This window comes from Streptomyces sp. NPDC008092 (assembly GCF_042957285.1).
GTDB lineage: Bacteria > Actinomycetota > Actinomycetes > Streptomycetales > Streptomycetaceae > Streptomyces.
The window spans coordinates 182,790-203,305 of the sequence record NZ_JBIBHY010000016.1 but is presented as its reverse complement, the minus strand read 5'-3'; the positions used below and the strand labels follow the sequence as shown (position 1 = coordinate 203,305).

19 protein-coding genes and 1 pseudogene are annotated in these 20,516 nt (G+C 72.7%); 10 read left to right on the top strand and 10 right to left on the bottom strand.

Going from position 1 to position 20,516, the window contains the following annotated elements; translation table 11 throughout:
- Positions 1-29 precede the first annotated feature (29 nt).
- The 3 genes from ACFZB3_RS40395 to ACFZB3_RS40385 all read right to left on the bottom strand — a co-directional run bounded on the left by ACFZB3_RS40395 (position 30) and on the right by ACFZB3_RS40385 (position 3,416).
- Positions 30-638: a TetR family transcriptional regulator gene (locus ACFZB3_RS40395; protein WP_391385989.1), complete on the bottom strand. Its 609-nt coding sequence runs from the start codon at positions 636-638 to the stop codon at positions 30-32.
- The gene (locus ACFZB3_RS40390) at positions 635-2,128 is read right to left on the bottom strand and encodes an MFS transporter (protein WP_391385987.1); all 1,494 of its coding nucleotides are present in this window, start codon (positions 2,126-2,128) and stop codon (positions 635-637) included. Before ACFZB3_RS40390 ends, ACFZB3_RS40395 begins: the two co-directional genes overlap by 4 nt.
- A gap of 97 nt (positions 2,129-2,225) precedes the next feature.
- Positions 2,226-3,416 (bottom strand): FAD-dependent monooxygenase, encoded by a 1,191-nt coding sequence (locus tag ACFZB3_RS40385; protein ID WP_391386171.1) that lies wholly within the window; start codon positions 3,414-3,416, stop codon positions 2,226-2,228.
- Between the two features lie 343 nt (positions 3,417-3,759).
- Here ACFZB3_RS40385 and ACFZB3_RS40380 point away from each other — a divergent pair, with 343 nt between their 5' ends.
- Positions 3,760-4,158 (top strand): tyrosinase family oxidase copper chaperone, encoded by a 399-nt coding sequence (locus ACFZB3_RS40380; RefSeq protein WP_391385985.1) that lies wholly within the window; start codon positions 3,760-3,762, stop codon positions 4,156-4,158.
- 37 nt (positions 4,159-4,195) lie between these two features.
- On the top strand, positions 4,196-5,026 hold the full coding sequence (locus tag ACFZB3_RS40375; protein ID WP_391385983.1) for a tyrosinase family protein: 831 nt from the start codon (positions 4,196-4,198) through the stop codon (positions 5,024-5,026).
- Here ACFZB3_RS40375 and ACFZB3_RS40370 read toward each other — a convergent pair whose 3' ends face one another.
- Both ACFZB3_RS40370 and ACFZB3_RS40365 read right to left on the bottom strand, forming a co-directional pair.
- Positions 5,027-5,728, bottom strand: a complete 702-nt coding sequence (locus ACFZB3_RS40370) for an RNase H family protein (RefSeq protein ID WP_391385980.1) — start codon at positions 5,726-5,728, stop codon at positions 5,027-5,029.
- Positions 5,729-5,775: 47 nt separating this feature from the next.
- The gene (locus ACFZB3_RS40365; protein ID WP_391385977.1) at positions 5,776-6,570 is read right to left on the bottom strand and encodes a VOC family protein; all 795 of its coding nucleotides are present in this window, start codon (positions 6,568-6,570) and stop codon (positions 5,776-5,778) included.
- A gap of 148 nt (positions 6,571-6,718) precedes the next feature.
- Here ACFZB3_RS40365 and ACFZB3_RS40360 point away from each other — a divergent pair, with 148 nt between their 5' ends.
- From ACFZB3_RS40360 to ACFZB3_RS40345, 4 genes are all read left to right on the top strand, one after another.
- Positions 6,719-7,726: a zinc-binding alcohol dehydrogenase family protein gene (locus tag ACFZB3_RS40360; protein ID WP_391386169.1), complete on the top strand. Its 1,008-nt coding sequence runs from the start codon at positions 6,719-6,721 to the stop codon at positions 7,724-7,726.
- Positions 7,727-7,954: 228 nt separating this feature from the next.
- Complete coding sequence (locus tag ACFZB3_RS40355; protein WP_391385974.1) at positions 7,955-9,397, top strand: family 2B encapsulin nanocompartment shell protein; 1,443 nt, start codon at positions 7,955-7,957, stop codon at positions 9,395-9,397.
- 17 nt (positions 9,398-9,414) lie between these two features.
- Positions 9,415-10,467, top strand: coding sequence for a family 2 encapsulin nanocompartment cargo protein terpene cyclase (locus tag ACFZB3_RS40350; RefSeq protein WP_391385971.1), 1,053 nt, complete (start codon positions 9,415-9,417; stop codon positions 10,465-10,467).
- Between the two features lie 49 nt (positions 10,468-10,516).
- Entirely contained in the window at positions 10,517-11,401 is an 885-nt protein-coding gene (locus ACFZB3_RS40345) for a geranyl diphosphate 2-C-methyltransferase (RefSeq protein ID WP_391385968.1), read from the top strand.
- A 60-nt stretch (positions 11,402-11,461) separates the two neighbouring features.
- Here ACFZB3_RS40345 and ACFZB3_RS40340 read toward each other — a convergent pair whose 3' ends face one another.
- Positions 11,462-11,944, bottom strand: coding sequence for a VOC family protein (locus ACFZB3_RS40340; protein ID WP_391385965.1), 483 nt, complete (start codon positions 11,942-11,944; stop codon positions 11,462-11,464).
- A gap of 190 nt (positions 11,945-12,134) precedes the next feature.
- On the opposite strand from ACFZB3_RS40340, the gene ACFZB3_RS40335 reads away from it, so the two are divergent.
- From ACFZB3_RS40335 to ACFZB3_RS40325, 3 genes are all read left to right on the top strand, one after another.
- Positions 12,135-13,340: an alpha/beta fold hydrolase gene (locus tag ACFZB3_RS40335; RefSeq protein WP_391385963.1), complete on the top strand. Its 1,206-nt coding sequence runs from the start codon at positions 12,135-12,137 to the stop codon at positions 13,338-13,340.
- 54 nt (positions 13,341-13,394) lie between these two features.
- Positions 13,395-14,207 (top strand): methyltransferase domain-containing protein, encoded by an 813-nt coding sequence (locus ACFZB3_RS40330; RefSeq protein ID WP_391385960.1) that lies wholly within the window; start codon positions 13,395-13,397, stop codon positions 14,205-14,207.
- Between the two features lie 206 nt (positions 14,208-14,413).
- A complete protein-coding gene (locus tag ACFZB3_RS40325) occupies positions 14,414-15,301 on the top strand; it encodes a SigB/SigF/SigG family RNA polymerase sigma factor (protein ID WP_391386166.1) in 888 nt (295 codons plus the stop codon).
- Between the two features lie 89 nt (positions 15,302-15,390).
- Here ACFZB3_RS40325 and ACFZB3_RS40320 read toward each other — a convergent pair whose 3' ends face one another.
- Together ACFZB3_RS40320 and ACFZB3_RS40315 are read right to left on the bottom strand one after the other, a co-directional pair.
- Positions 15,391-15,843 (bottom strand): ATP-binding protein, encoded by a 453-nt coding sequence (locus tag ACFZB3_RS40320; protein WP_391385956.1) that lies wholly within the window; start codon positions 15,841-15,843, stop codon positions 15,391-15,393.
- A 440-nt stretch (positions 15,844-16,283) separates the two neighbouring features.
- Positions 16,284-17,525, bottom strand: a pseudogene (locus tag ACFZB3_RS40315) (DUF6777 domain-containing protein); the annotation flags it as partial.
- Between the two features lie 195 nt (positions 17,526-17,720).
- Here ACFZB3_RS40315 and ACFZB3_RS40310 point away from each other — a divergent pair.
- Positions 17,721-19,013 (top strand): streptophobe family protein, encoded by a 1,293-nt coding sequence (locus tag ACFZB3_RS40310; protein ID WP_391385953.1) that lies wholly within the window; start codon positions 17,721-17,723, stop codon positions 19,011-19,013.
- A gap of 25 nt (positions 19,014-19,038) precedes the next feature.
- Here the strand turns inward: ACFZB3_RS40310 and ACFZB3_RS40305 are convergent, their stop codons facing one another.
- Positions 19,039-19,968 carry a protein kinase gene (locus tag ACFZB3_RS40305; RefSeq protein WP_391385950.1) on the bottom strand — a complete coding sequence of 310 codons (930 nt, stop codon included), beginning with the start codon at positions 19,966-19,968 and terminating at the stop codon, positions 19,039-19,041.
- On the bottom strand, positions 19,968-20,516 hold the full coding sequence (locus ACFZB3_RS40300; RefSeq protein WP_391385949.1) for a hypothetical protein: 549 nt from the start codon (positions 20,514-20,516) through the stop codon (positions 19,968-19,970). Before ACFZB3_RS40300 ends, ACFZB3_RS40305 begins: the two co-directional genes overlap by 1 nt.

Genomic DNA, 20,516 nt, shown 5'->3' with positions numbered 1-20,516 from the left:
TCGGACAGCCCCGAGGACCAGAGCCGGAGCTAGGGCGTCAACTGGGCCTGGACGGCTGGACCGTACCGGTCGGCGATGTCACCGATGTCGACGGCCGCACCGTCGCGCAGCTTCGGGCCGCGGGCGATGCCGTACATCACGCCCAGGCCGATGAGCTGGGCGACGGCCAGTTCGGCGCGCAGGTCCGGGTCGGGTCCGGTGAGCCGGGCGGCGAGGGCGTCGATCACGTGGGCGCGGAAGTTGGCGCGCAGCACGTCCCCGTGGTCGCCGTGCAGGGGCGCGAAGACGATGCGCAGCACCGGGTCGGCGCCGCGGTCGCGCTGGCTCTCCAGGACGTGCCGGACCATGTGCCGGCCGAGTTCCTCCAGGGGTGCGTCCAGCAGGGCGGCCGCGTCGGTGTCGAAGGACATGACGCGGGCGAACAGGCTGTCCTTGTTGCCGAAGTACTTGAGGATCAGCGGTGCGCTGACCCCGGCGCGTTCGGCGACGTCCTTGAGGGTGATGTCGGCGTGCGCGTGCCGGGCGAGGAGGTGGCGGGCGGCCTTGAGGATGGCCGCCTTGGTGGCCTCGGCGTCCCGGCGGGCGGGCGCGGGCGCGGTGGCGGAGGGGGTGCCGGGTCGGGTGCTCACGGCACTCATGCTCCCTCCAGCGCGTCGTCCCTGGCACTCTCGGCCCGGCCCCGAACGCGGGGGGTGTCGTCGGGGCTCTTGTCGCCGGGGATGGTGAGGGCGGCGGCACCGGCCGCGAGGGCGACGGCGCCGGCCATCGCGAAGGCCAGCAGGTAGCCGTGGAGCGTGGCGATCGGGGCGCCGCCGACGAGGCTGGTGTGGTGGGTGAGGACGGCGGCCACGGCGGCGCTGGAGGTGGCCTGGCCGATGGTGCGCATGAGGACGTTGACGCCGTTGGCGGAGGCGGTCTGGCTCGCCGGGACGGCCCGCAGGATCAGCGTGGGCAGCGCGGAGTAGGCGAGGGTGGTGCCGGTGGCGACGACGGTGGCGCCGAGGATGATCATCCACAGGTCGCGGCTGTCGGCGATGCGGACCACGTACCCGCAGGCGATGACCGCGGCGCCGAGGGCCAGGGTGATGCGCGGGCCCCGGGACGCGGAGATCCGCGCGGAGAGCGGCGAGAACAGCAGCATGGTGACGCCGCCCGGGAGCAGGCACAGGCCGGTGGCCACGATCGACAGGCCGAGGCCGTATCCGGTGGCCTTCGGCGCCTGTACCAGCTGGGCGGTGACCAGGGAGTTGGCGTAGAAGGCGAACCCGGTGAGCAGGGCGGCGACGTGCGAGAGGCCGACCCGCGGCCGGGTCACGAGGTGCAGGTCGACCAGGGGTTCGGCGGTCCGCAGCTGCTGCCACCACCACAGGGCCAGCACGAGGACGGAGGCTCCGAAAAGACCGAGGACGCGCGGGCTGCCCCAGCCCCACTGACCGCCCTGGGAGACGCCGAGCAGCAGAGAGGTCAGCCCGACGGCGAGCCCCAGGGCGCCGAGGACGTCGAACCGGCCGCTCTCGCGCACCGGCGACTCCCGGACCGCCCACCAGACGGCCGCGACGCCCAGCGCCCCGAGGAGGCTGGTCAGCCAGAACATGGTGTGCCAGTCGTAGTACTGCACGACCAGCGCGGCCAGCGGCAGGCCCAGCGCGGCGCCGATGCCGACGGTGGAGCTCATCAGCGCGACGGCCGATCCCCGGCGCTCGGGCGGGAGTTCGTCACGCAGGATGCTGATCGAGAGCGGTACGACGGACGCGGCGGCGCCCTGCAGGGCGCGGGCGACGATGAGCACGGTGATGTCCGACGACAGGGCGCACATCACGGAGCCCGCGGTCATCAGCGCGAGGGCCCCGGTGAGCACCCGGCGCTTGCCGTACATGTCGCCGGCCCGGCCCAGCACCGGGGTGAGGACGGCCCCGGCGAGCAGGGTCGCGGTGACCATCCAGGAGACGGCGCCGGCCGAGGAGTGGGTGAGCCGGGGCAGGTCGGGCAGGAGGGGGACGACGACCGTCTGCATGACGGCCATGAGGATGCCGCCGAAGGCCAGCACCGGGATGGTCAGCCGCTCCCGCAGCGGGGGCGGGACGGCGGGCGGTCCCGGGTGACCGGCTGTCGGGGCGGGCTGGTCCATCGGCACTCCTGCGGCGGTGCGGAAAACGAGGTGAATACTAATTCACCCTATCGGGTGAATGGCCTTTCACCCAAACCGTTCCGCGGCCGTACGGCGCCTACGACCGGGCGTGCAGGGCGCGCGCCGCCCGCGGCCCGAGCCACCGCTTCAGCCTGCGCAGCGCCTCCAGCCGCCCGGCGGCCTTGTCGAGGCCGTAGTAGAGCTGCGGTGGGACGTACGGCAGCAGCGGCGAGTGCCGCTGTCCGAGCAGGGCGAACATGCGGTGCGGGGGCAGGCCGATGTAGCGGGGCAGGTTCTCGTACCACTGGGCGCTGAGGCGGGCGGCGCTCTGGGCGGAGACCAGTTCGGCCCTGCGCCGCCGTTCGTAGGCGGCGAGGGCCTCGGGCAGGACGGCGTGCTCGCGCAGTGCCTCGGCGAGGCACATCGCGTCCTCCAGGGCGAGGGTGGTGCCGGCGCCGATGGAGTAGTGGGTGGTGTGGGCGGCGTCCCCGAGCAGGACGAGGTTGCCGTGGTGCCAGGTGCGGTTGGTGAGGGTGCGGAAGGCCGGCCAGGCCGCCGAGGAGCCGCCGGTCAGCGGGTGGCCGTCGAGGATGCCGGCGAACAGCTTCTCCAGCAGCGCCAGTTGACCGGCCTCGTCCATCGTGTCGAGGCCGAGGCCGGTGAGGGTGTCCGGGGCGCACTCGATGACACAGGTGCTGTGCCCGTCGTCGTACGGGTAGCCGTAGCACCAGACCCAGCCGTGGCCGGTCTCGACGAAGGCGAAGGTGAAGGAGTCGAAGACCTGGGTGGTGCCGAGCCACACGTAGTGGTTGCGGCCCTCGGCGGCCTCGGTGCCGAAGTGGCCGGCGTGCCGGGTGCGCAGGGCGCTGTGGATGCCGTCGGCGGCGACGACCAGGTCGGCCTCGGGGAGGTTCCCGGGGGTGATCTCGTCCTCGAACTCCAGCCGGACGCCGAGTTCGCGGGCGCGTTCGGCGAGGATCTCCAGGAGGCGGTGGCGGCCGATGCCGTGGCCCGCGTCGCCGGGCTGCCGGGCCACCTGGTCGCGGACGTGGGCGACACCCTGGGTCCAGCGCACCGAGCTCGCCTCGACGGCCCGCGCCGACTCGGGGTCGCAGGCGTGCAGCCGGTCGAGCAGGGCCCGCCAGTAGGTGACGCCCCAGCCGTAGGTGGAGCCCTCGGGGTTGCGTTCGTGGACGGCGATGTCGTGGGACGGGTTCTGCCGCTTGAGCAGGATCGCGAGATACAGGCCGGCGGGCCCGCCTCCGACGCAGACGACCTTCACGCACACACCCCTGGATCTCACCGAACGTGGTCAATTGGCACCGCAGGGTAGCAGCGCGGGACCACCCGGCCGGGTTCGCGAATCGCGCCAGATTGACGCCGTGAGCCACGCCACCCGGACGGCGGACCACGGAGAAAGATCACCGGCAAGCCGCGCACCTGCGCAAGGAATTACCCGTTCCGGGCCCGGCGGAGCCACCGCCGCAGCAAGATCATCTTTGTTCAATCTTGTATGACATGTGGTTAATTGTCCTGATCACAGCCAACCTGATCCGGGCGATTTCTCCCGCTCCGAGACGGCCGGATAGGCATACGGGGTCAGCACCCGCACCCGTCACAGGAGCATCCGCATGCCCGAACTCACCCGCCGTCGCGCGCTCACCGCGGCGGCCGCCCTCGCCGCCGCGGCCGGGACCCAGACCCTCCTCGCGCCCGGCGCCTCGGCCGCCGGCCACTCGCACGAGGGAGCGCTCGAACCCTTCGACGAGGTCTACAAGGGCCGCCGAATACAGGGCCGGCCGGACGGCATGGACGGCATGAAGGGAATGGGCGGCGGTCACCACCACGGACACGGCGCCGGATACGCGGTGTTCGTGGACGGGGTCGAACTGCACGTGATGCGGAACGCCGACGGCAGCTGGATCAGCGTGGTCAGCCACTACGACCCGGTCGCCACTCCGCGCGCCGCCGCCCGTGCCGCGGTCGACGAGCTGCAGGGCGCCGCGCTGCTGCCGTTCCCCGCCAACTGACCGCCCTGATCGCCCCGTACAAGGAGCAGCTCCGCACATGACCGTACGCAAGAACCAGGCCGGACTGACCGCAGACGAGAAGCGGCGGTTCGTCGCCGCCGTCATCGAGCTGAAGCGCACCGGGCGTTACGACGACTTCGTGCGCACGCACAACGCCTTCATCATGTCCGACACCGACGACTCGGAGCGCACCGGCCACCGTTCGCCGTCGTTCCTGCCCTGGCACCGCAGGTTCCTGCTCGACTTCGAGCAGGCCCTGCAGTCCGTGGACTCCTCCGTCGCGCTCCCCTACTGGGACTGGAGCGCCGACCGGACCGTCCGTGCCGCCCTGTGGGCGCCGGACTTCCTCGGCGGCACCGGGCGCAGTTCGGACGGGCGGGTGACGGACGGGCCGTTCGCCGCCACCGGCGGGAACTGGCCGGTCAACGTCCGCGTCGACGGCCGTACTTACCTGCGCAGGTCGCTCGGGACGAGCGTGCGCGAGCTGCCGACCCGGGCCGAGGTCGAATCGGTCCTGTCCATGGCAACGTACGACATGGCGCCCTGGAACAGCGCCTCGGACGGCTTCCGGAACCATCTGGAGGGCTGGCGCGGGGTCAACCTGCACAACCGGGTCCACGTCTGGGTGGGCGGGCAGATGGCCACCGGGGTCTCCCCCAACGACCCGGTGTTCTGGCTGCACCACGCCTTCATCGACAAGCTCTGGGCCCGCTGGCAGCGCCGGCACCCGGAGTCGGCCTACCTGCCGGGCGGTGGCACGCCGGACGTGGTGGACCTGGACGAGACCATGAAGCCGTGGAACGACGTGCGGCCGGCGGATCTGCTCGACCACACGAAGTTCTACACGTTCGACACCCTGGAGGCCTGATCAGGCCTCTGCCGTACGGCACTCCGGGTGGCCCCAGCCCTGCGCGTTCTTGGCGATGGACTCGCCTGCCGCGTAGGAGCGGCCGCAGAGGCAGCGGCCGGGGAACTTCGCCTTGATGGTGCGGGCCGAGGAGCCGCCCGCCGTGCTCTTGCGGGGTGCCGCCTTGCGGCGCGGCGCCCCGGCGGAGGCGGCGGGCGCCTGGGACGGCGGCGGTTCCGGCGAGCCGAGGGCGCTGCCCGCGGCCTCCTGGACCACGGCCGCCTGGCTGGCCGCGCGGTCCGCGAAGTCGTTCAGCGGGTCGCCGTCGACCTGGTGGGCGGGGACGTAGCGGAAGTCGACCGTGCGGCCGTCGAGGAGTCCGTCGATGCGGACGACCAGGTCCTGGTTGGCGACCGGCTTGCCCCCGGAGGTCTTCCAGCCGTTGCGCTTCCAGCCGGGCAGCCAGGTGGTGACGGCCTTCATCGCGTACTGCGAGTCCATCCGCACTTCGAGCGGCACGTCCGGGTCGGTGGCCGCCAGCAGCTGCTCCAGGGCGGTCAGTTCGGCCACGTTGTTGGTGGCCTTGCCGAGCGGCCCGGCCTCCCAGCGGGCCGGAGTCGCCGCGTCGTCGGACACCACCCAGGCCCAGCCCGCCGGTCCCGGGTTTCCCTTAGAAGCCCCGTCGCACGCGGCCACCACTCGTTCACGCATGGCCCCGATCATGCCACGGCCGGGCGGGGTGCCCGGCCGTGGTCCTGGATCCGCGCAGGTCAGACGTCCGTGGTAGACGGCATCTCACCCTCGGTGGTCGTGACGTCGATCACCGAGAAGTTGGCGCCCTGCGGGTCGCTGAGGGCGGCGAACCGGCCGAAGGGGCTGGTCATCGGTCCGAAGCGGAGCACCGCGCCGAGCTTCACCGCCTTGGCGACGGCCTCGTCGCAGTCGGCGACGGTGAAGTACACGTTGACATAGGAGGGCACCTCGGGCGGGAAGTCGTCGGTCATCCGCATCCGGCCGAGCACGGGCTGCTCACCGAGGCTGAACGTGCGGAAGTCGACGTTGTCGTCCTCGATCTGCCGGACCGCGTACGGGAAGACGGCCGCGAGGAAGGAGTCGGCCTTCGCGGGCTCGCGGGTGAAGACCTCCGCCCAGCAGTAGGCGCCGGGCACGCCGGTGGCCTCGAAGCCCTCGTGGACGCCGCCCTGCCAGATGCCGAACACCGCGCCGCTGGGCTCGCGGGCCAGGCACATCGTGCCGAAGTCGCCGACCTGCATCGGCTCCATCAGCACCTCGCCGCCGTTCTCCCGGATCCGCGCCGCGGTGGCCGCCGCGTCCGGCGAGGCGAAGTACAGGCACCACTGCGACTGCCCCTCCTGGCCGGGCATGGGCGGTACGACGGCGGCCACGGCCTTGCCGTTCGCGTAGGCCTGGGTGTAGTTGCCGTACTCCGAGGACGACTCGCCGAACGTCCAGCCCAGGACCTCGCCGTAGAAGCTCTTGGCCCCCTCCAGATCGCTGAACATCGCGTCGGCCCAGCAGGGGGTTCCTTCAGGTTGTACCGCCATCGCCGCGGCCCTTCCGATCGTGCGGATTCTCCCGCTTCCTCACGCTAGCCACCGGGCGGTCCGCCCGCGCGCCGAACGCCGGACTCCGGCGGACACTGGGAAGGGAGTCGGCGGCCTTCGGCGGACGGGGCGCGGTATGGCGGACGTGATGCGGGCGTGGTCGGTGGCGCGGCCCGGGCCGGTCGAGGCGGATCCGCTGCGGCTGGTCGAGCGGCCGGTGCCGGTGCCCGGGGCGGACGAGCTGCTGGTGCGGGTGCGGGCCTGCGGGGTGTGCCGTACCGATCTGCATGTCACCGAGGGGGACCTGCCGGTGCACCGGGCCGGGGTGACCCCGGGGCACGAGGTGGTCGGCACGGTCGCGGGGACGGGCGCCGAGGTGGCGGACTTCGCGGTCGGCGACCGGGTCGGAGCGGCCTGGCTGCGGCGCACGGACGGGGTCTGCGCGTACTGCCTGCGGGGCGCCGAGAACCTGTGCCCGCACTCGGAGTACACCGGCTGGGACGCGGACGGCGGTTACGCGGAGTACACGACCGTGCCGGCCGCCTTCGCCTACCGGCTGCCCGGCGCCCTCGGCGACGTGGCGCTCGCCCCGCTGCTGTGCGCCGGGATCATCGGCTACCGCGCACTGCTGCGGGCCTCGCTCCCGACGGGCGGGCGGCTCGGTCTGTACGGCTTCGGGGGCAGCGCCCACCTGTGCGCGCAGGTGGCGCTCGCCGAGGGCGCGCGGGTGCACGTGCTCACCCGGGGTGCCGAGGCGCGGCGGCTGGCCCTGGAGCTGGGCGCGGCCTCGGCGCGGGACGCCTACGAGGCGCCGCCCGAGCCGCTGGACAGCGCGATCCTGTTCGCGCCGGTCGGCGACCTGGTGCCGGTCGCGCTGCGCGCCCTGGACCGGGGCGGAGTGCTGGCGGTCGCGGGCATCCACCTCAGCGACGTACCGCCGCTGAACTACGAGCACGAGCTGTTCTACGAACGGGAGCTGCGCAGCGTCACCTCCAACACCCGTGCCGACGGGCGGGAGTTCCTCGCCCTCGCCGAGCGGCACGGTGTGCACGCGACCACCCACGCCTACCCGCTGTCGGAGGCCCCGCGGGCGCTGCGGGACCTGAAGGCCGGGCGCTTCGACGGGGCCGCGGTGCTGGTGAACGACCTTTCCTGAGCCCAATCCCCGGGCGGCCCGGGCACAGGAGCGGGCCACCGGCGCACGACCTGGGAACACCACCCTTTCCACCACGAACACCAGGTTTGCGCAACTAAGGCATGCAACCGCCCCTTTCGCGCCGTACCCGGAGATCACCAGGGCTGTTTGGCTTGTCCGTGCGCACCACCACCTCGCACACCACCGACCCTCCGGGTCACCGTTGTTCACCTCTCTGCTGGAGGGAATGTGTCCACACCGGACAGCGTCATCGGCTCCGCCGTCGACGAGCCCGAGCCGGATCCGACCGCCGACGGGCAGCTCACCAGCCTGAGCACCCGGGCGGCACGCCAGCTCGCCACGACCACCAAGTCCGAACCGCAGATGCAGGCCATCACCTCCCGGTGGCTGCTGAAGACGCTGCCGTGGGTGGACGTGAAGGGCGGCACCTACCGGGTCAACCGGCGCCTCCAACTGCGCACCGGGCGGGGCCGGGTGAGCTTCGAGCACAACGGCGGGGACGACATCCGGGTCATCCCGGGGACCCTCACCGAACTGCCGATCCTGCGCGGATACGACGACCTGGACGCGCTGAACCAGCTCGCCGACCGGTTCCAGCCCCGCGAGGTGCGCGCCGGGCAGGTGCTGTTCGAGGCGGGGCAGCCGGTCACCGAGACCTACCTGGTGGTGCACGGCCGGTTCATCCGGTACGCGGCCGGCAAGTACGGCGAGGAGGAGGTCGTCGGGGTCGTCACCGACGGCGACCAGATGGGCGACGAGGCGGTCGGCCAGACCGATCCGCTCTGGCTCACCTCGGTCCGGGCCGAGACTGCCGGGGTGGTCCTCGCACTGCCCTGGACGGCCACCGAGGAGATCATGGACCGGGTGCCGTCGCTCGGCGCCCACCTGCAGGCCTACGTCGACCGGCAGCGGCTGCCGATGAACCGCAAGGGCGAGGCCGAGGTGCCGGTGCAGGCCGGCCACACCGGCGAGCCGACCCTCCAGGGCGGCTTCGTGGACTACGACCTCGCGCCGCGCGAGTACGAGTTGTCGCTCACCCAGACCGTGCTGCGGGTGCACTCCCGGGTCGCCGACCTCTACAACCACCCGATGGACCAGACCCAGCAGCAGCTGCGCCTCACGGTCGAGGAGATCCGTGAGCGCCAGGAGTGGGAGCTGGTCAACAACCGGGAGTTCGGGCTCCTGCACAACATCGACTACGGGCAGCGGATCAGCTCCTTCACCGGTCCGCCGACCCCGGACGACATGGACGAGCTGATCTCCATGCGCCGCAAGACCAAGGTGATCCTGGCGCACCCCAAGGCGATCGCGGCCTTCTTCCGGCAGTGCAACCGGCGCGGCCTCGTGCCCCCGTCCACCAACGTCGACGGGCACGAGATCCCGGCCTGGCGCGGGGTCCCGATCTACCCGTGCAGCAAGATCCCGATCAGCGACGACCACACCACCAGCATCATCGCGCTGCGCACCGGCGAGGCCGACCAGGGGGTCATCGGCCTCTACCAGACCGGCATCCCCGAGGAGTTCCAGCCCGGCCTGAACGTCCGCTTCATGGGCGTCAACGAGCAGGCCGTCATCAACTACCTGGTCACCGCCTACTACTCGCTCGCCGTCCTGGTCCCCGACGCGGCCGGGATCCTGGAGAACGTCCAGCTCGGCCGCACCGCCGACTGACGGCCTGGAGCACATCCATGACCACGACCACCACCTCCTACGCCCTGCCGGGGCCGCCGAACATCGCGGAGCGGCTGCGCCCGGCCCGGCGCACCGGGGCGGTCCCCGGACTGCACTACCGGCCGGCCGTGCCCGCGGACCCGGAGAAGGCCGCCGAGCTCGACCGCCGGCTGGAGGCCTGGGCCCGCGAGCTGGACCTGTTCCCCGCGGCCTGGAAGGGGGACTTCTCCGACTTCCAGTTCGGCCGGGCCGTCGCCCTCCAGCATCCGGGCGGCCTCGACCTCGACCGGCTCACCGCCGCCGGCAAGCTGCTGCTCGCCGAGAACATCGTGGACTCCTGCTACTGCGAGGAGGACGAGGGACGCGGCGGATCCCGGCGGGGCCTCGGCGGCCCGCTGATCATCGCCCAGTCGGCGCTCGACCCCTACCACGGCATCCCGGAGCTGGAGGAGGAGTGGCGCGAGGGCATCCGGGCCGACGGCCCGCTCCGCTCGTACCACCACGCCCTCGCGGACTACGCCGGCTTCGCCACGCCCAGCCAGACGGCCCGGTTCGTGCACGACATGGCCCGGCTGCACATGGGCTACCTCGGCGAGGCCGCCTGGATGGAGACCGGGTACGTGCCGCGGGTCTGGGAGTACCTGGTGATGCGGCAGTTCAACAACTTCCGGCCCTGCCTGTCGATCGTCGACGCGGTGGACGGCTACGAGCTGCCCGAACAGCTCTACGCCCGCCCGGAGATCCAGCGGATCACGGCCCTCGCCTGCAACGCCACCACGGTCATGAACGACCTGTACTCCTTCACCAAGGAGCTGGCCAGCGACCCGGACCACCTGAACCTGCCCCAGGTGGTGGCCGCCAACGACCGGCGCGGGCTCAAGGCGGCCTATCTGAAGTCGGTCGGCATCCACAACCGGATCATGGAGGCCTTCGAGGAGGAGTCGGCCGCCCTGGCCGCCACCTCGCCGCTGATCGCGCGCTACGCCGAGGGGCTCGCCGCCTGGGTCGCCGGCAACCACGAGTGGCACGCCACCAACACCAGCCGCTACCACCTGCCCGACTACTGGTAGCCACCGAGCCAATCCGAAACACCGTCAGAAACACTTCGAGGAGCAACTGTTGACGACCGCCCCTGTCGCTCGGAAGACCACCCCGTCAGCCCCGGTGCCGACCCAGTCGAGGTACCAGAACAGCGTCGCGGAGTACTGGAACGCCGAGGAGAACCCGGTCAACCTCGAACTCGGAAAGATCGACGACCTGTACCACCACCACTACGGCATCGGCGAGGCCGACTGGTCGGTGCTCGACGAGAGCGACCCCGCGCTGCGCAAGGAGCGCATCACCAGTGAACTGCACCGCCTGGAGCACGCCCAGGCCGAGCTGCTCGCCTCCCACCTCGGCGCCCTCACGCCGGCCGACCGGGTCTTCGACGCGGGCTGCGGCCGCGGCGGCGGGAGCATCGTGGCGAACCTGCGCTACGGCTGCCACTCCGACGGGGTGACCATCTCCGCCAAGCAGGCCGACTTCGCCAACGAGATGGCCCGCAAGCGCGAGGTCGGCGACAAGGTCCGCTACCACCACCGGAACATGCTGGACACCGGCTTCGAGACGGGCGCGTACGCGGCCTCGTGGAACAACGAGTCCACGATGTACGTCGAGCTGGAGCTGCTGTTCGCCGAGCACTCCCGGCTGCTGCGCCGCGGCGGCCGCTACGTGACGATCACCGGCTGCTACAACAACGCCTACGGGCAGGCCTCCCGCGAGGTGTCCCTGATCAACGCGCACTACATCTGCGACATCCATCCGCGCTCGGAGTACTTCCGGGCGATGGCCGCCAACCGCCTGGTCCCGGTCCACGTGGAGGACCTCACCGCGGCGACGATCCCGTACTGGGAACTGCGCAAGCAGGCCGACCACCTGGTGACGGGGATCGAGGACGCGTTCCTCACCGCGTACAAGAACGGCAGCTTCCAGTACCTGCTGATCGTGGCCGACCGGGTCTGATCCGGCGGCGGATCCACGAGGGGGCGGTGTCCGCGGACACCGCCCCCTTCCGCGTACGGCTCACTCCCCCGCGTACGCCTTCCGCAGCGCGGCGATGTCGAGCTTGCCCATGCCGTACATGGCCCGGGTGGTGCGCGCGGCCCGCTCCGGGTCGGCGTCGCCGATCATCTCGATCAGCCCGTCCGGGATCACCTGCCAGGACAGGCCGTACCGGTCCTTGAGCCAGCCGCACGGGCCGGGTTCGCCGCCGTTCTCGGTGAGCTTGGCCCAGTAGTGGTCGACCTCCTCCTGCCCGTCGCAGTAGATCTGGAAGGAGATCGCCTCGGTGAACCTGAACTGCGGGCCGCCGTTGATGGCGACGAACTTCTGCCCGTTGGCCGTGAAGTCGACGGCCAGCACGGACCCCGCCTCCCCCGGCCCGGCCTCGTTGTACCGGCCGACCTTCCCGATGCTGGAGTTCTTGAAGATCGACACGTAGTAGTGGGCGGCCTCCTCGGCCTGCCCGTCGAACCAGAGACACGTGGTGAATCCGTCGGTGGTCATGGGTACCTCCTGGGAGCGCGAACGGGTCATCTGTACCGACCCCCGCTCACCAAGAAACTAATCGCCCGGCGCGCCTCTTTCGGCGGCGCTGGGGGTACCCCCGGCCGAAGGCTGGGGGAGGACCTGCGCGACCAGCCCCCACGAAGCCGCAGCCAACCGGCAACCGGCAACCGCACCTAGCATCACCGACATGACCTCTCCGTCGCCCGACATCACCCCCTTCCGCATCTCCATCCCCCAGACCGACCTCGACGACCTCCACGCCCGCCTCGACCGCACCCGCTGGCCGGCCGAGCTTCCCGGCGCAGGCTGGGCGTACGGCGTACCGACGCCGTATCTGCGGGAACTGGCCCGGTACTGGCGCCACGACTACGACTGGCGCGCGGCCGAAGCGGAGCTCAACGCGTGGCCGCAGTTCACCACCACGGTCGACGGCACGAACGTGCACTTCGCCCACGTCCGCTCCCCCGAGCCGGACGCCACCCCGCTGATCGTCACCCACGGCTGGCCGGGCTCGATCGTGGAGTTCCTGGACGTGGTCGGACCGCTCACGGACCCGGCGGCGCACGGCGGGGACCCTGCCGACGCCTTCCACGTGGTGCTGCCGAGCATCCCGGGGTTCGGGTTCTCCGGGCCGACCGCCGAGTCCGGCTGGGAGGCGGGGCGGGTCGCGGACGCCTGGGCGGAGCTGATGCACCGGCTGGGCTACGAGCGGTTCGGCGCGCAGGGCGGTGACTGGGGCGGGGCGATCTCCCGGGAGCTGGGCCGCGCCCATCCCGGCCGGCTGATCGGCGTGCACCTCAATCTGCTGCCTGGGGCCCAGCAGGCCACCGAGCCGACGGCGGCGGAGCTGGCCGCGCTGGACGCCGAGGAGCGGGCCCGCACCCTTGACTCCTGGCGCCGTTGGGCCGCCTGGACCAAGGAGAGCACCGGGTACGCGGTCCTGCAGAGCACCCGCCCGCACACGCCCGGGTACGCGCTCACGGACTCGCCGGTGGGTCAGCTCGCCTGGATCGTCGAGAAGTTCCGGGAGTGGACGGACTCCGCGGAGCTGCCCGAGGAGGCGGTGGACCGGGACCGGCTGCTCACCAACGTGATGCTGTACTGGCTCACCGGCACGGCCGCCTCCTCCGCCCGCATCTACTACGAGCGGGCACACGCCACCGGCGCCCGGGCCACCGCCCCCGCCGAACCGTCCACGGCGCCGACCGCCCTCGCCCTGTTCCCGGCCGAACCCCAGCGTCCGCTGCGGCACAAGGCGGACCGCACGGAGAACATCGTCCGGTGGACGGAGTTCGACCGGGGCGGGCACTTCGCGGCGATGGAGGAGCCGGATCTGCTGGTGGGCGACGTCCGGGCGTTCTTCCGGCAGCTGCGGGAGCAGGGCAAGGGCTGAGGTGCCGCCGAAAAGCGCTGGCCCCGACGCACCGGCATCGGCATCCTGCCCTGCGTGGACGCACTGGAATTCAGGGTGAAGGACCCGACGCTGCGGGACATCTTCGACCAGGACGCCGAGCGGTACGAGCGGGCCCGGCCCCGCTACCCCGCCGCGCTGGTCGAGGAGCTGGTCCGGGTCACGGGGGCAGGGCCGGGCAGCCGGGTGCTGGAGATCGCCCCGGGCACCGGCAAGCTCACCGTCGACCTGGCGGGGTCCGGCTGTTCGATCACCGGCGTGGAGATCGGCCCGGGCATGGCCGCCGTGGCCCGCCGGCAACTGGCCGCGTTTCCCGAGGCGGACGTGGTGGTGGCCGCCTTCGAGGAGTGGGAGCTGCCGCCGCGGCCGTTCGACGCGGTGGTCTGCGCGACCGCCTTCCACTGGCTCGACCCGTCGGTCCGGGTACCGAAGGCAGCCCGGGCACTGCGCCCCGGCGGGCTGCTCGGTGTCGTCGCCACCCACCATGTGGCGGGCGGCACCGAGGACTTCTTCGCCGAGGTCCAGGAGTGCTACGAGCGATGGGATCCGGCCACCCCGCCGGGGCTGCGCCCGACCCGCGAGTCCGATCTCGCGACCGACCGGAGCGAGTTCACCGGCTCCCCGTACTTCACCGACGTCGCCGCACACGGCCACGCCCAGGAGATCACGTACACCACCGACCAGTACATCGACCTGCTGCTCACCTACTCGAACCACCGCGCGCTCCCGGAGACCGCCCGGAACGGGCTGCTCACGGGCATCCGTGAGCTGATCGGCGCCCGGTACGGCGGTGTGGTCACCAAGCGGTACTGGCACGAGCTGGTCACCGCCGTACGCGTCGGCCCGTAGCCGCCTCGTCCGCGGACCGCCAACGGCGGTTTTCCGCCAGGGCGGTCAACCGGACGCATGCGTCGCGTCACCCCGGGTACCCGAGGGTCGAGGCACGCATGAGACGTCCGGTTCCGGGTACCCGGGCCAGGGCGACACCTGGACAGGGCCGGGACGACACCGGCCGAAGAGGCAGCCGCCGCAACGTGAGTGACCTGGGAGAGGACATGAACACCGCCGGGATCCGGTCGGAAGCAGTGAACACCGCTCACCCCGTCGAGGCGTGGACGCCGGAGGGGGCACTGCCAGGAATCGAGGACCCGAGGACCGTCGCCCCGCGCGACGCACGCGCGTTGTCCCGTCAGTTCTTCCAGCGGATCGGGGAGCTGGAGGAGGGCACGCCCGAGTACCAGTACGCCCGCAACACGCTCATCGAGATGAACATGTCGCTGGTGCGGTTCGCGGCCGGACGGTTCCGCAACCGCGGCGACGACATGGAGGACATCGTCCAGACCGGGATGATCGGCCTGATCAAGGCCATCGACCGGTTCGAGCTGTCGCGCGAGGTCGAGTTCACCTCCTTCGCGCTGCCGTACATCGTGGGCGAGATCAAGCGGTTCTTCCGTGACACCACCTGGGCGGTGCACGTACCGCGCCGCCTCCAGGAGCTGCGCGTGGAACTGGCCAAGGCGCGCGAGGAGCTCTCCAGCCGCCTGGACCGGGAACCCAGCGTCGCCGAGCTGGCCACGCTCATGAACCTGTCCGAGGACGAGGTGGTCGAGGGCCAGCTGGCCGCCAACGGCTACAACTCCTCCTCCCTGGACGCCGCGCTGACCGGGGACGGCCCGGAGGACGGCGAGGCGGTGCTGGCCGACTTCATCGGGGTCGAGGAGGACGGGCTGCGGCTCGTGGAGGACTTCCAGTCGCTGGCCCCGCTCATGGCCGAACTGAGCGAACGGGACCGGGAGATCATCCACCTGCGGTTCGTGGAGGAGGCCACCCAGGCGGAGATCGGCGAGCGGCTCGGCTGCTCCCAGATGCATGTCTCCCGCCTGATCAAGCGGATCATCACGCGGCTGCGTCAGGGGATGCTGGGCGAGCTCGGCTGCGCCTGACGGCGGGACCACGGGCGCTGCCCCGCACCGGCGCGTGGGGCGGCGCCCGTGGTGACTCACCGATTCACCGGCTCGGCGGCCCCATCGGCTCAGCGGGGGAATCGCACCAGTGCGCGCACCCGCTTGCCGACCGGTACCCGTTCGGCGACCACCTCCGCGGCCAGGGCATGGACGATCTCCAGCCCGTGCCGGCCGACCCGCTCGGGGTCCTTGGGGAAGCGCCGGGGCAGGGCGCCGCTGCTGTCGTACACGGAGACCAGGACCGCGCTGTCCGTGCCCTCCAGTTCGAGGATGTACGGGCCGTTGCTGTGCCGGTCCGCGTTGGTGACCAGCTCGCTCACCACGAGGAGCAGCTCGCCGTCGGCCCGGGGGTCGATCGCGGCGCACCACTCGGTCCTGAGCTGCTCCAGGAAACCGGCCGCGAAGTCCCGGGCCTCGGCGATGCAGCCGGGCTCGCCGGTGTAGTGCGCCGCGCGTCGCAGCGGCTCCACGGGTACGTCGAAGCCAGTCGGTATCACTGCCCCGCCCAGGTTTTCGATCATGCGTGTCTCTCCAGGAGGCCGGCCCGGCCGGTCACTGTTGCATCCATGCTCGTACCCCGAGCGGGCTCCGGCAGTCCCCAGGAGTGTTCGCCGACCGCGCACACCTCACGTCGCGCAGGTCACAGTCCCGGCGAGCCGGCGCCGGCCGAGCCGGGGGGTGCCTGCTGGGCCGGGGACCCCGGGGCTGCGGGGGACAGCGCGGACCGGGGGCCGGGCGACGCCGGGGACGGCGGTCCCTGCTGCTGCGCCGAGGAAGGCGGCCCCGGGGAGACGGGCCCCGGCGACTCGGGGGGACGTGACGGCGGCGCCTCGCTCTTCGGGGACTCGTTTCCGCTCTTCGGAGGCTCCGACTTCGGTGGCTCGGACTTCGGAGGCTCTGACTTCGGGGGTTCCGACTTCGGAGGCTCGGACTTCGGAGGCTCGGACTTCGGTGACTCGTTCTTCGGGGGCTCCGACTTCGGAGGCTCTGAGGACGGCGGCTTCGAGCCCGGTGACTGCGCGGACGGCGGCCTGCCGGACGGCGACTCGGACGACGGCGGCTTCGACGACGGCTTCTCGGACGGCTTCCCGGACGGCGGCGACTGCGACGGCGAGTTCGGGGACTGCGGGCTCGACGACGGCGAGTTCGGCGACGGGGGCTTGGAGCCGTTCCCGGGGCTCGCCGGCGTCGACGGGCCGGACGAGACCGGCGGGCACGGCGCGGTGCCGGGTTTCCCGGGTTTCCCGGACGCGGGCGGGCAGCCCTGGTGACCGGGCGGGTTGATGGGGTCCGGGTTGGCCGGGGGCCTGGCCGGGCGGTCGTGGTGCCCGGTGTGGTCGCCCCGGTGGCGGCCGAACCAGTCGCCGTGCTCGTGGTCGAAGACGACGAACACCTTGATGACCTGCGCGGCGGGGGCGACGACGACCACGTTCGCGGGCCGGTACGCGGCCCACGCGGTACCGGTGGTCCTCGGGGTGGTGCGCTGCGCGACCGGCGGGGCCAGCGGGTTGCCGCAGGCGCACCGCAGCCGGGGCACGCCGTGCCCGTCGACCAGGACGGCGGTACCCGTCTGGAGGACGGACTGGTAAGTGGTCGCCTTGCCCTCGCGGTAGCCGTGGGCGGTCACCCGGGTGTCCGCGCGCAGCTGTACGGGGGTGAGGGAGCGCAGGTAGGCGGGGACGCCGGACGGCTGGACGCCGACCTGCGAGGCGAACGCCCTGTTGCGCGAGGGCGAGGCCTGGAAGTACTTGATCTGCTGTTCCACGTCGCAGCTGCCGCTGTCCTTCGTGCCGCTGTAGAGGCCGGGCGCCCCGCCGTCGACCCCCCGCACCTCGTTCGCCGGCGCGGCCGACGCGGCCGGGGCCGCGGACAGCGGCGCCGCGGAGCCCTTCTTGGCGGTGGACTCGGTGAACGGGTCCTGGCCGGAGCTGTTGGCGGCCTGCAGGAAGACCTCACCGCGTTTCCCGGAGCTGTCGCCCGAACGGGTGAGGACCACGACCAGGGCGGCGGCGACCACCACGGCCGTGGTGAGTGTCGCGACCCGGGGCACCGACCTCCACCACGGCCGGTGCGGTTCCCCGCCCTGGCCGTCGCCGCCTCCGGGCGGCTGCGAGGGAGGTCCGGGGGGTGGCCCGGAGGGCCCGGACAGGGGGCCGGAGGGGGGTCCTGTGGGACGGCCGGACGACGGCGGTTCGACGCTCACGCGCTCATCTCCCCAGTGCGGTAAACGGCATTCATGAAAAATGCCTCATTTGGGGCATATCGAGCCCAATGTGCGCCGGTCCGGTACCGTCCGCAAGCCGACGCGGAGCCGATGGCGGCCGAGTCCGTCCGCGTCGGCCGACGCGGACGGACCACCCGGCAGGCGGCGGGTCCGGGGGTTGCCTAGCGTGGCAGCGTGCGCCCCCGAACCGCCTCCGAGCGCCCGGTGGCCGTGCCGGCCGGCCGGACCGTGGCCCGGCACGGCTGGCCGCCGGCCCTGGCCGTGGTGCTGGCCGCGTCGGTCGCCATGCTCGTGGTGGCCGCCGTGGGGCTGTGGGCGGCGGGCGCGGCGGACCTGCCGAAGGGCGCGTTCCTGCCGGTCGTCCTCGCGACCGTGGTGACGGCGGTCGGCGGTGCCGTCGAGCTGTCGGGGAACGCGGGCGAACTGGCGCGCACGAACACCGGGCTGACGGTCGTACCGCTGTCGGTGACGCTGGTCGGGGCGCTGGTCGCCGCCGGGGGCTTCCTGCGGCCGCTGCGGCACCGGGCGGTGGCCGGGGCCGGGGAACTCGCCGGGTGGGCGGCCCGGATCGCGGTGCTGTGGCTGCTCGCGCTGACCGGTCTCGCGTTCGGCGCCCGGCACACCTTCGCCGTGGACGTGGGCAGCGGTGTGCTCAGCGACCTCACCGACGCGCTCGGCGCGGCACCGCGGGCGGGCTTCACGACCGATGTGCCGCAGTCGGCCGGGTTCGGGCTGCTGTGGCTGGCGGGGATCCTGCTGCTGGCGCTGCTGGTGTCGCGCGGGGCGCCGCTGCCGGGGCGCCTGCTGCGCTTCCAGGCCTCGGTGCGCCCGGCGGCCTACGCGATGGTCGTGCTCGTGCTGGCGTACGTCGTGCTGGCCCTGGTGATCGCCCTGGCCGCGATGGTGTCCCGCGGGCACGCCAGGGAGACTCTCGCGGTGATCCTGCTCGGGCTGCCCAACCTGGCCTGGCTCGCCCTCACGCTCGGGCTCGGCGCCACCTGGAGGGGCAGGGTCGACGGCCCGTTCGGGCTGCCGGTGCCGAAGGTGCTCGCGGAGGTGCTGCGCACGCCCGACGTCTCGACCCTGAACCTGCGTACCGTCACGGCCCACGACGGCCGCTGGTGGTGGCTGGCCGGGGTGGCCGCGGTGCTGCTGCTCGCGGCCGCGGTCCTGATGGCGGCCCGCTCCCCGGCCCGGATCCGCGCCTGGCAGCACGCCCTGCACCTGGCGGTCGCCCTGGCGCTGACGATGCTGACGCTGTGCCTGTGCGGGCGGATCTCCGCCCACTACGGCCTCTCCCTGCTCGGCATCGGCGACCTGGGCGGGAACCTGTCGGGCGAACTGCTGCTGGAGCCCGCGCTGTGGTCGGCGGTGGGCCTGGGCGCGCTGTGGGGGCTGGTCGCCGGGTTCCTGGGCGCACTCCTTGCCCGCCCGGTGCACCGGCGGGGCGAGGTGGCGGCCGGCTGAGGGCCGCCGGGCGGCTCCGGATGCCCTAACGGCCCCGGAAGACCGGGCCCGCCCAGGGCGGCGGCGGCCGGGTCGGGGGCCGCTCGTCGCGCGACGTCGCCGTGCGCAGGGCGGCGACAAAGGCGAGGCAGGTGGGATAGCGGTCGTCGGGCGCCTTGGCGAGGGCCTTCGCGAAGACCGTGTCGACGGCCCGGTCGAGGTCGGGACGCGAGGCGGTGACGGCAGGCGGCTCTTCGTTGCGGTGGGCCCACAGCACGGCCGTGTCGTCCTCGCGGACGAACGGCGGACGGCCCGTCAGGGTCTCGTGGACGACGCAGGCGAGGCCGTACTGGTCGCAGCGGCCGTCGACCGGCCGGCCGACGATCTGTTCGGGGGCCACGTAGTCGAGGGTGCCGACGAACTGGCCGACGGAGGTGAAGCCGGTCAGGGACAGGGACTTCTTGGTGAGGCCGAAGTCGGTGAGGTACACGTGCTCGGGGTGGTCGCTGTCGGTGCCCCGGGCGACCAGGATGTTGCCCGGTTTGACGTCCCGGTGGACCAGGCCGTGGTCGTGGGCGGCGTCCAGCGCGGACGCCACCTGGGCGGCGATCCGCACCGCCACCGGGAACGCCAACGGGCCCTCCCGGTCGAGGAGATGGCGCAGGTCGCGGCCGTCCACGTAGCGCATCGCGATGTAGAGGACGCCGTCGGTCTCGCCGGCCTCGAAGACCGGCACGATGTGCGGGTGGTCGATCGCGGCCGCGGCCCGGGACTCGTGGGTGAAGCGCCGGCGGAAGGTGTCGTCGCGGGCGAGTTCGGGAGCCAGCAGCTTCAGCGCGACCGTGCGGTCCAGGCGCAGGTCGCGGGCGCGGTAGACGACGGCCATGCCGCCGCGGCCGAGCCGGCCCTCGATCCGGTAGCCGGCGACCTCCCTGCCGACGGGTTCGGCCAGCAGTTCGGCGGCGCTGCCGGACATCAGCGGTCACCGTCGGTGGTGACCACCCTGGTCGGATCGTGCCCGGGGCGGTCGCCGCCCGGCTCCGCGCGGTCGGTGACGTACGTGGACAGCCGCCGTCCGTCGCCGTACAGCCAGCGTCCCTCGGCGGGGTCGTAGAGCCACACCGACTCCCCGTCGACCACCACGCCGATGCGCAGCCCGTGGGTACGGCCGCGGAAGGACTCCCCGTCGAGGCCGCCGACGGCCAGTTCCTCGACGGCGGCCCGGTAGCCGGTGAGCGCCTCGGCGGCGCGGGTCAGGAGCGGGCGCGGGTCGGTGGCCTCGGTGGGCAGGCCACCGGTGACGGGCGGGTCCTGGGGTACGGCGACGAGGTAGCGGCCGTCGACCCAGGCGGACCAGCCGTTGGCGCAGCTGATGCGCGCCCAGTCGCCGTGCCGTTCCACGAGCTGGACGGGCAGCAGCGCGTCGAGGGGGACGGTGGGCCGGGCCGGGTCGGGGGCCTCCCAGGCGGGCATGCCGTCGCCGGGGACGACATGGGTGGGCCGGAATCCTGGCGTCGTCGTCAT

Excerpts from the sequence above, each read along its gene's own strand:
- ACFZB3_RS40395 (WP_391385989.1), bottom strand. The coding sequence starts at position 638 with ATGAGTGCCGTGAGCACCCGACCCGGCACCCCCTCCGCCACCGCGCCC.
- ACFZB3_RS40390 (WP_391385987.1), bottom strand. The coding sequence starts at position 2,128 with ATGGACCAGCCCGCCCCGACAGCCGGTCACCCGGGACCGCCCGCCGTC.
- ACFZB3_RS40380 (WP_391385985.1), top strand. The coding sequence starts at position 3,760 with ATGCCCGAACTCACCCGCCGTCGCGCGCTCACCGCGGCGGCCGCCCTC.
- ACFZB3_RS40375 (WP_391385983.1), top strand. The coding sequence starts at position 4,196 with ATGACCGTACGCAAGAACCAGGCCGGACTGACCGCAGACGAGAAGCGG.
- ACFZB3_RS40370 (WP_391385980.1), bottom strand. The coding sequence starts at position 5,728 with ATGATCGGGGCCATGCGTGAACGAGTGGTGGCCGCGTGCGACGGGGCT.
- ACFZB3_RS40365 (WP_391385977.1), bottom strand. The coding sequence starts at position 6,570 with ATGGCGGTACAACCTGAAGGAACCCCCTGCTGGGCCGACGCGATGTTC.
- ACFZB3_RS40360 (WP_391386169.1), top strand. The coding sequence starts at position 6,719 with ATGCGGGCGTGGTCGGTGGCGCGGCCCGGGCCGGTCGAGGCGGATCCG.
- ACFZB3_RS40350 (WP_391385971.1), top strand. The coding sequence starts at position 9,415 with ATGACCACGACCACCACCTCCTACGCCCTGCCGGGGCCGCCGAACATC.
- ACFZB3_RS40340 (WP_391385965.1), bottom strand. The coding sequence starts at position 11,944 with ATGACCACCGACGGATTCACCACGTGTCTCTGGTTCGACGGGCAGGCC.
- ACFZB3_RS40335 (WP_391385963.1), top strand. The coding sequence starts at position 12,135 with ATGACCTCTCCGTCGCCCGACATCACCCCCTTCCGCATCTCCATCCCC.
- ACFZB3_RS40325 (WP_391386166.1), top strand. The coding sequence starts at position 14,414 with ATGAACACCGCCGGGATCCGGTCGGAAGCAGTGAACACCGCTCACCCC.
- ACFZB3_RS40320 (WP_391385956.1), bottom strand. The coding sequence starts at position 15,843 with ATGATCGAAAACCTGGGCGGGGCAGTGATACCGACTGGCTTCGACGTA.
- ACFZB3_RS40305 (WP_391385950.1), bottom strand. The coding sequence starts at position 19,968 with ATGTCCGGCAGCGCCGCCGAACTGCTGGCCGAACCCGTCGGCAGGGAG.
- ACFZB3_RS40300 (WP_391385949.1), bottom strand. The coding sequence starts at position 20,516 with ATGACGACGACGCCAGGATTCCGGCCCACCCATGTCGTCCCCGGCGAC.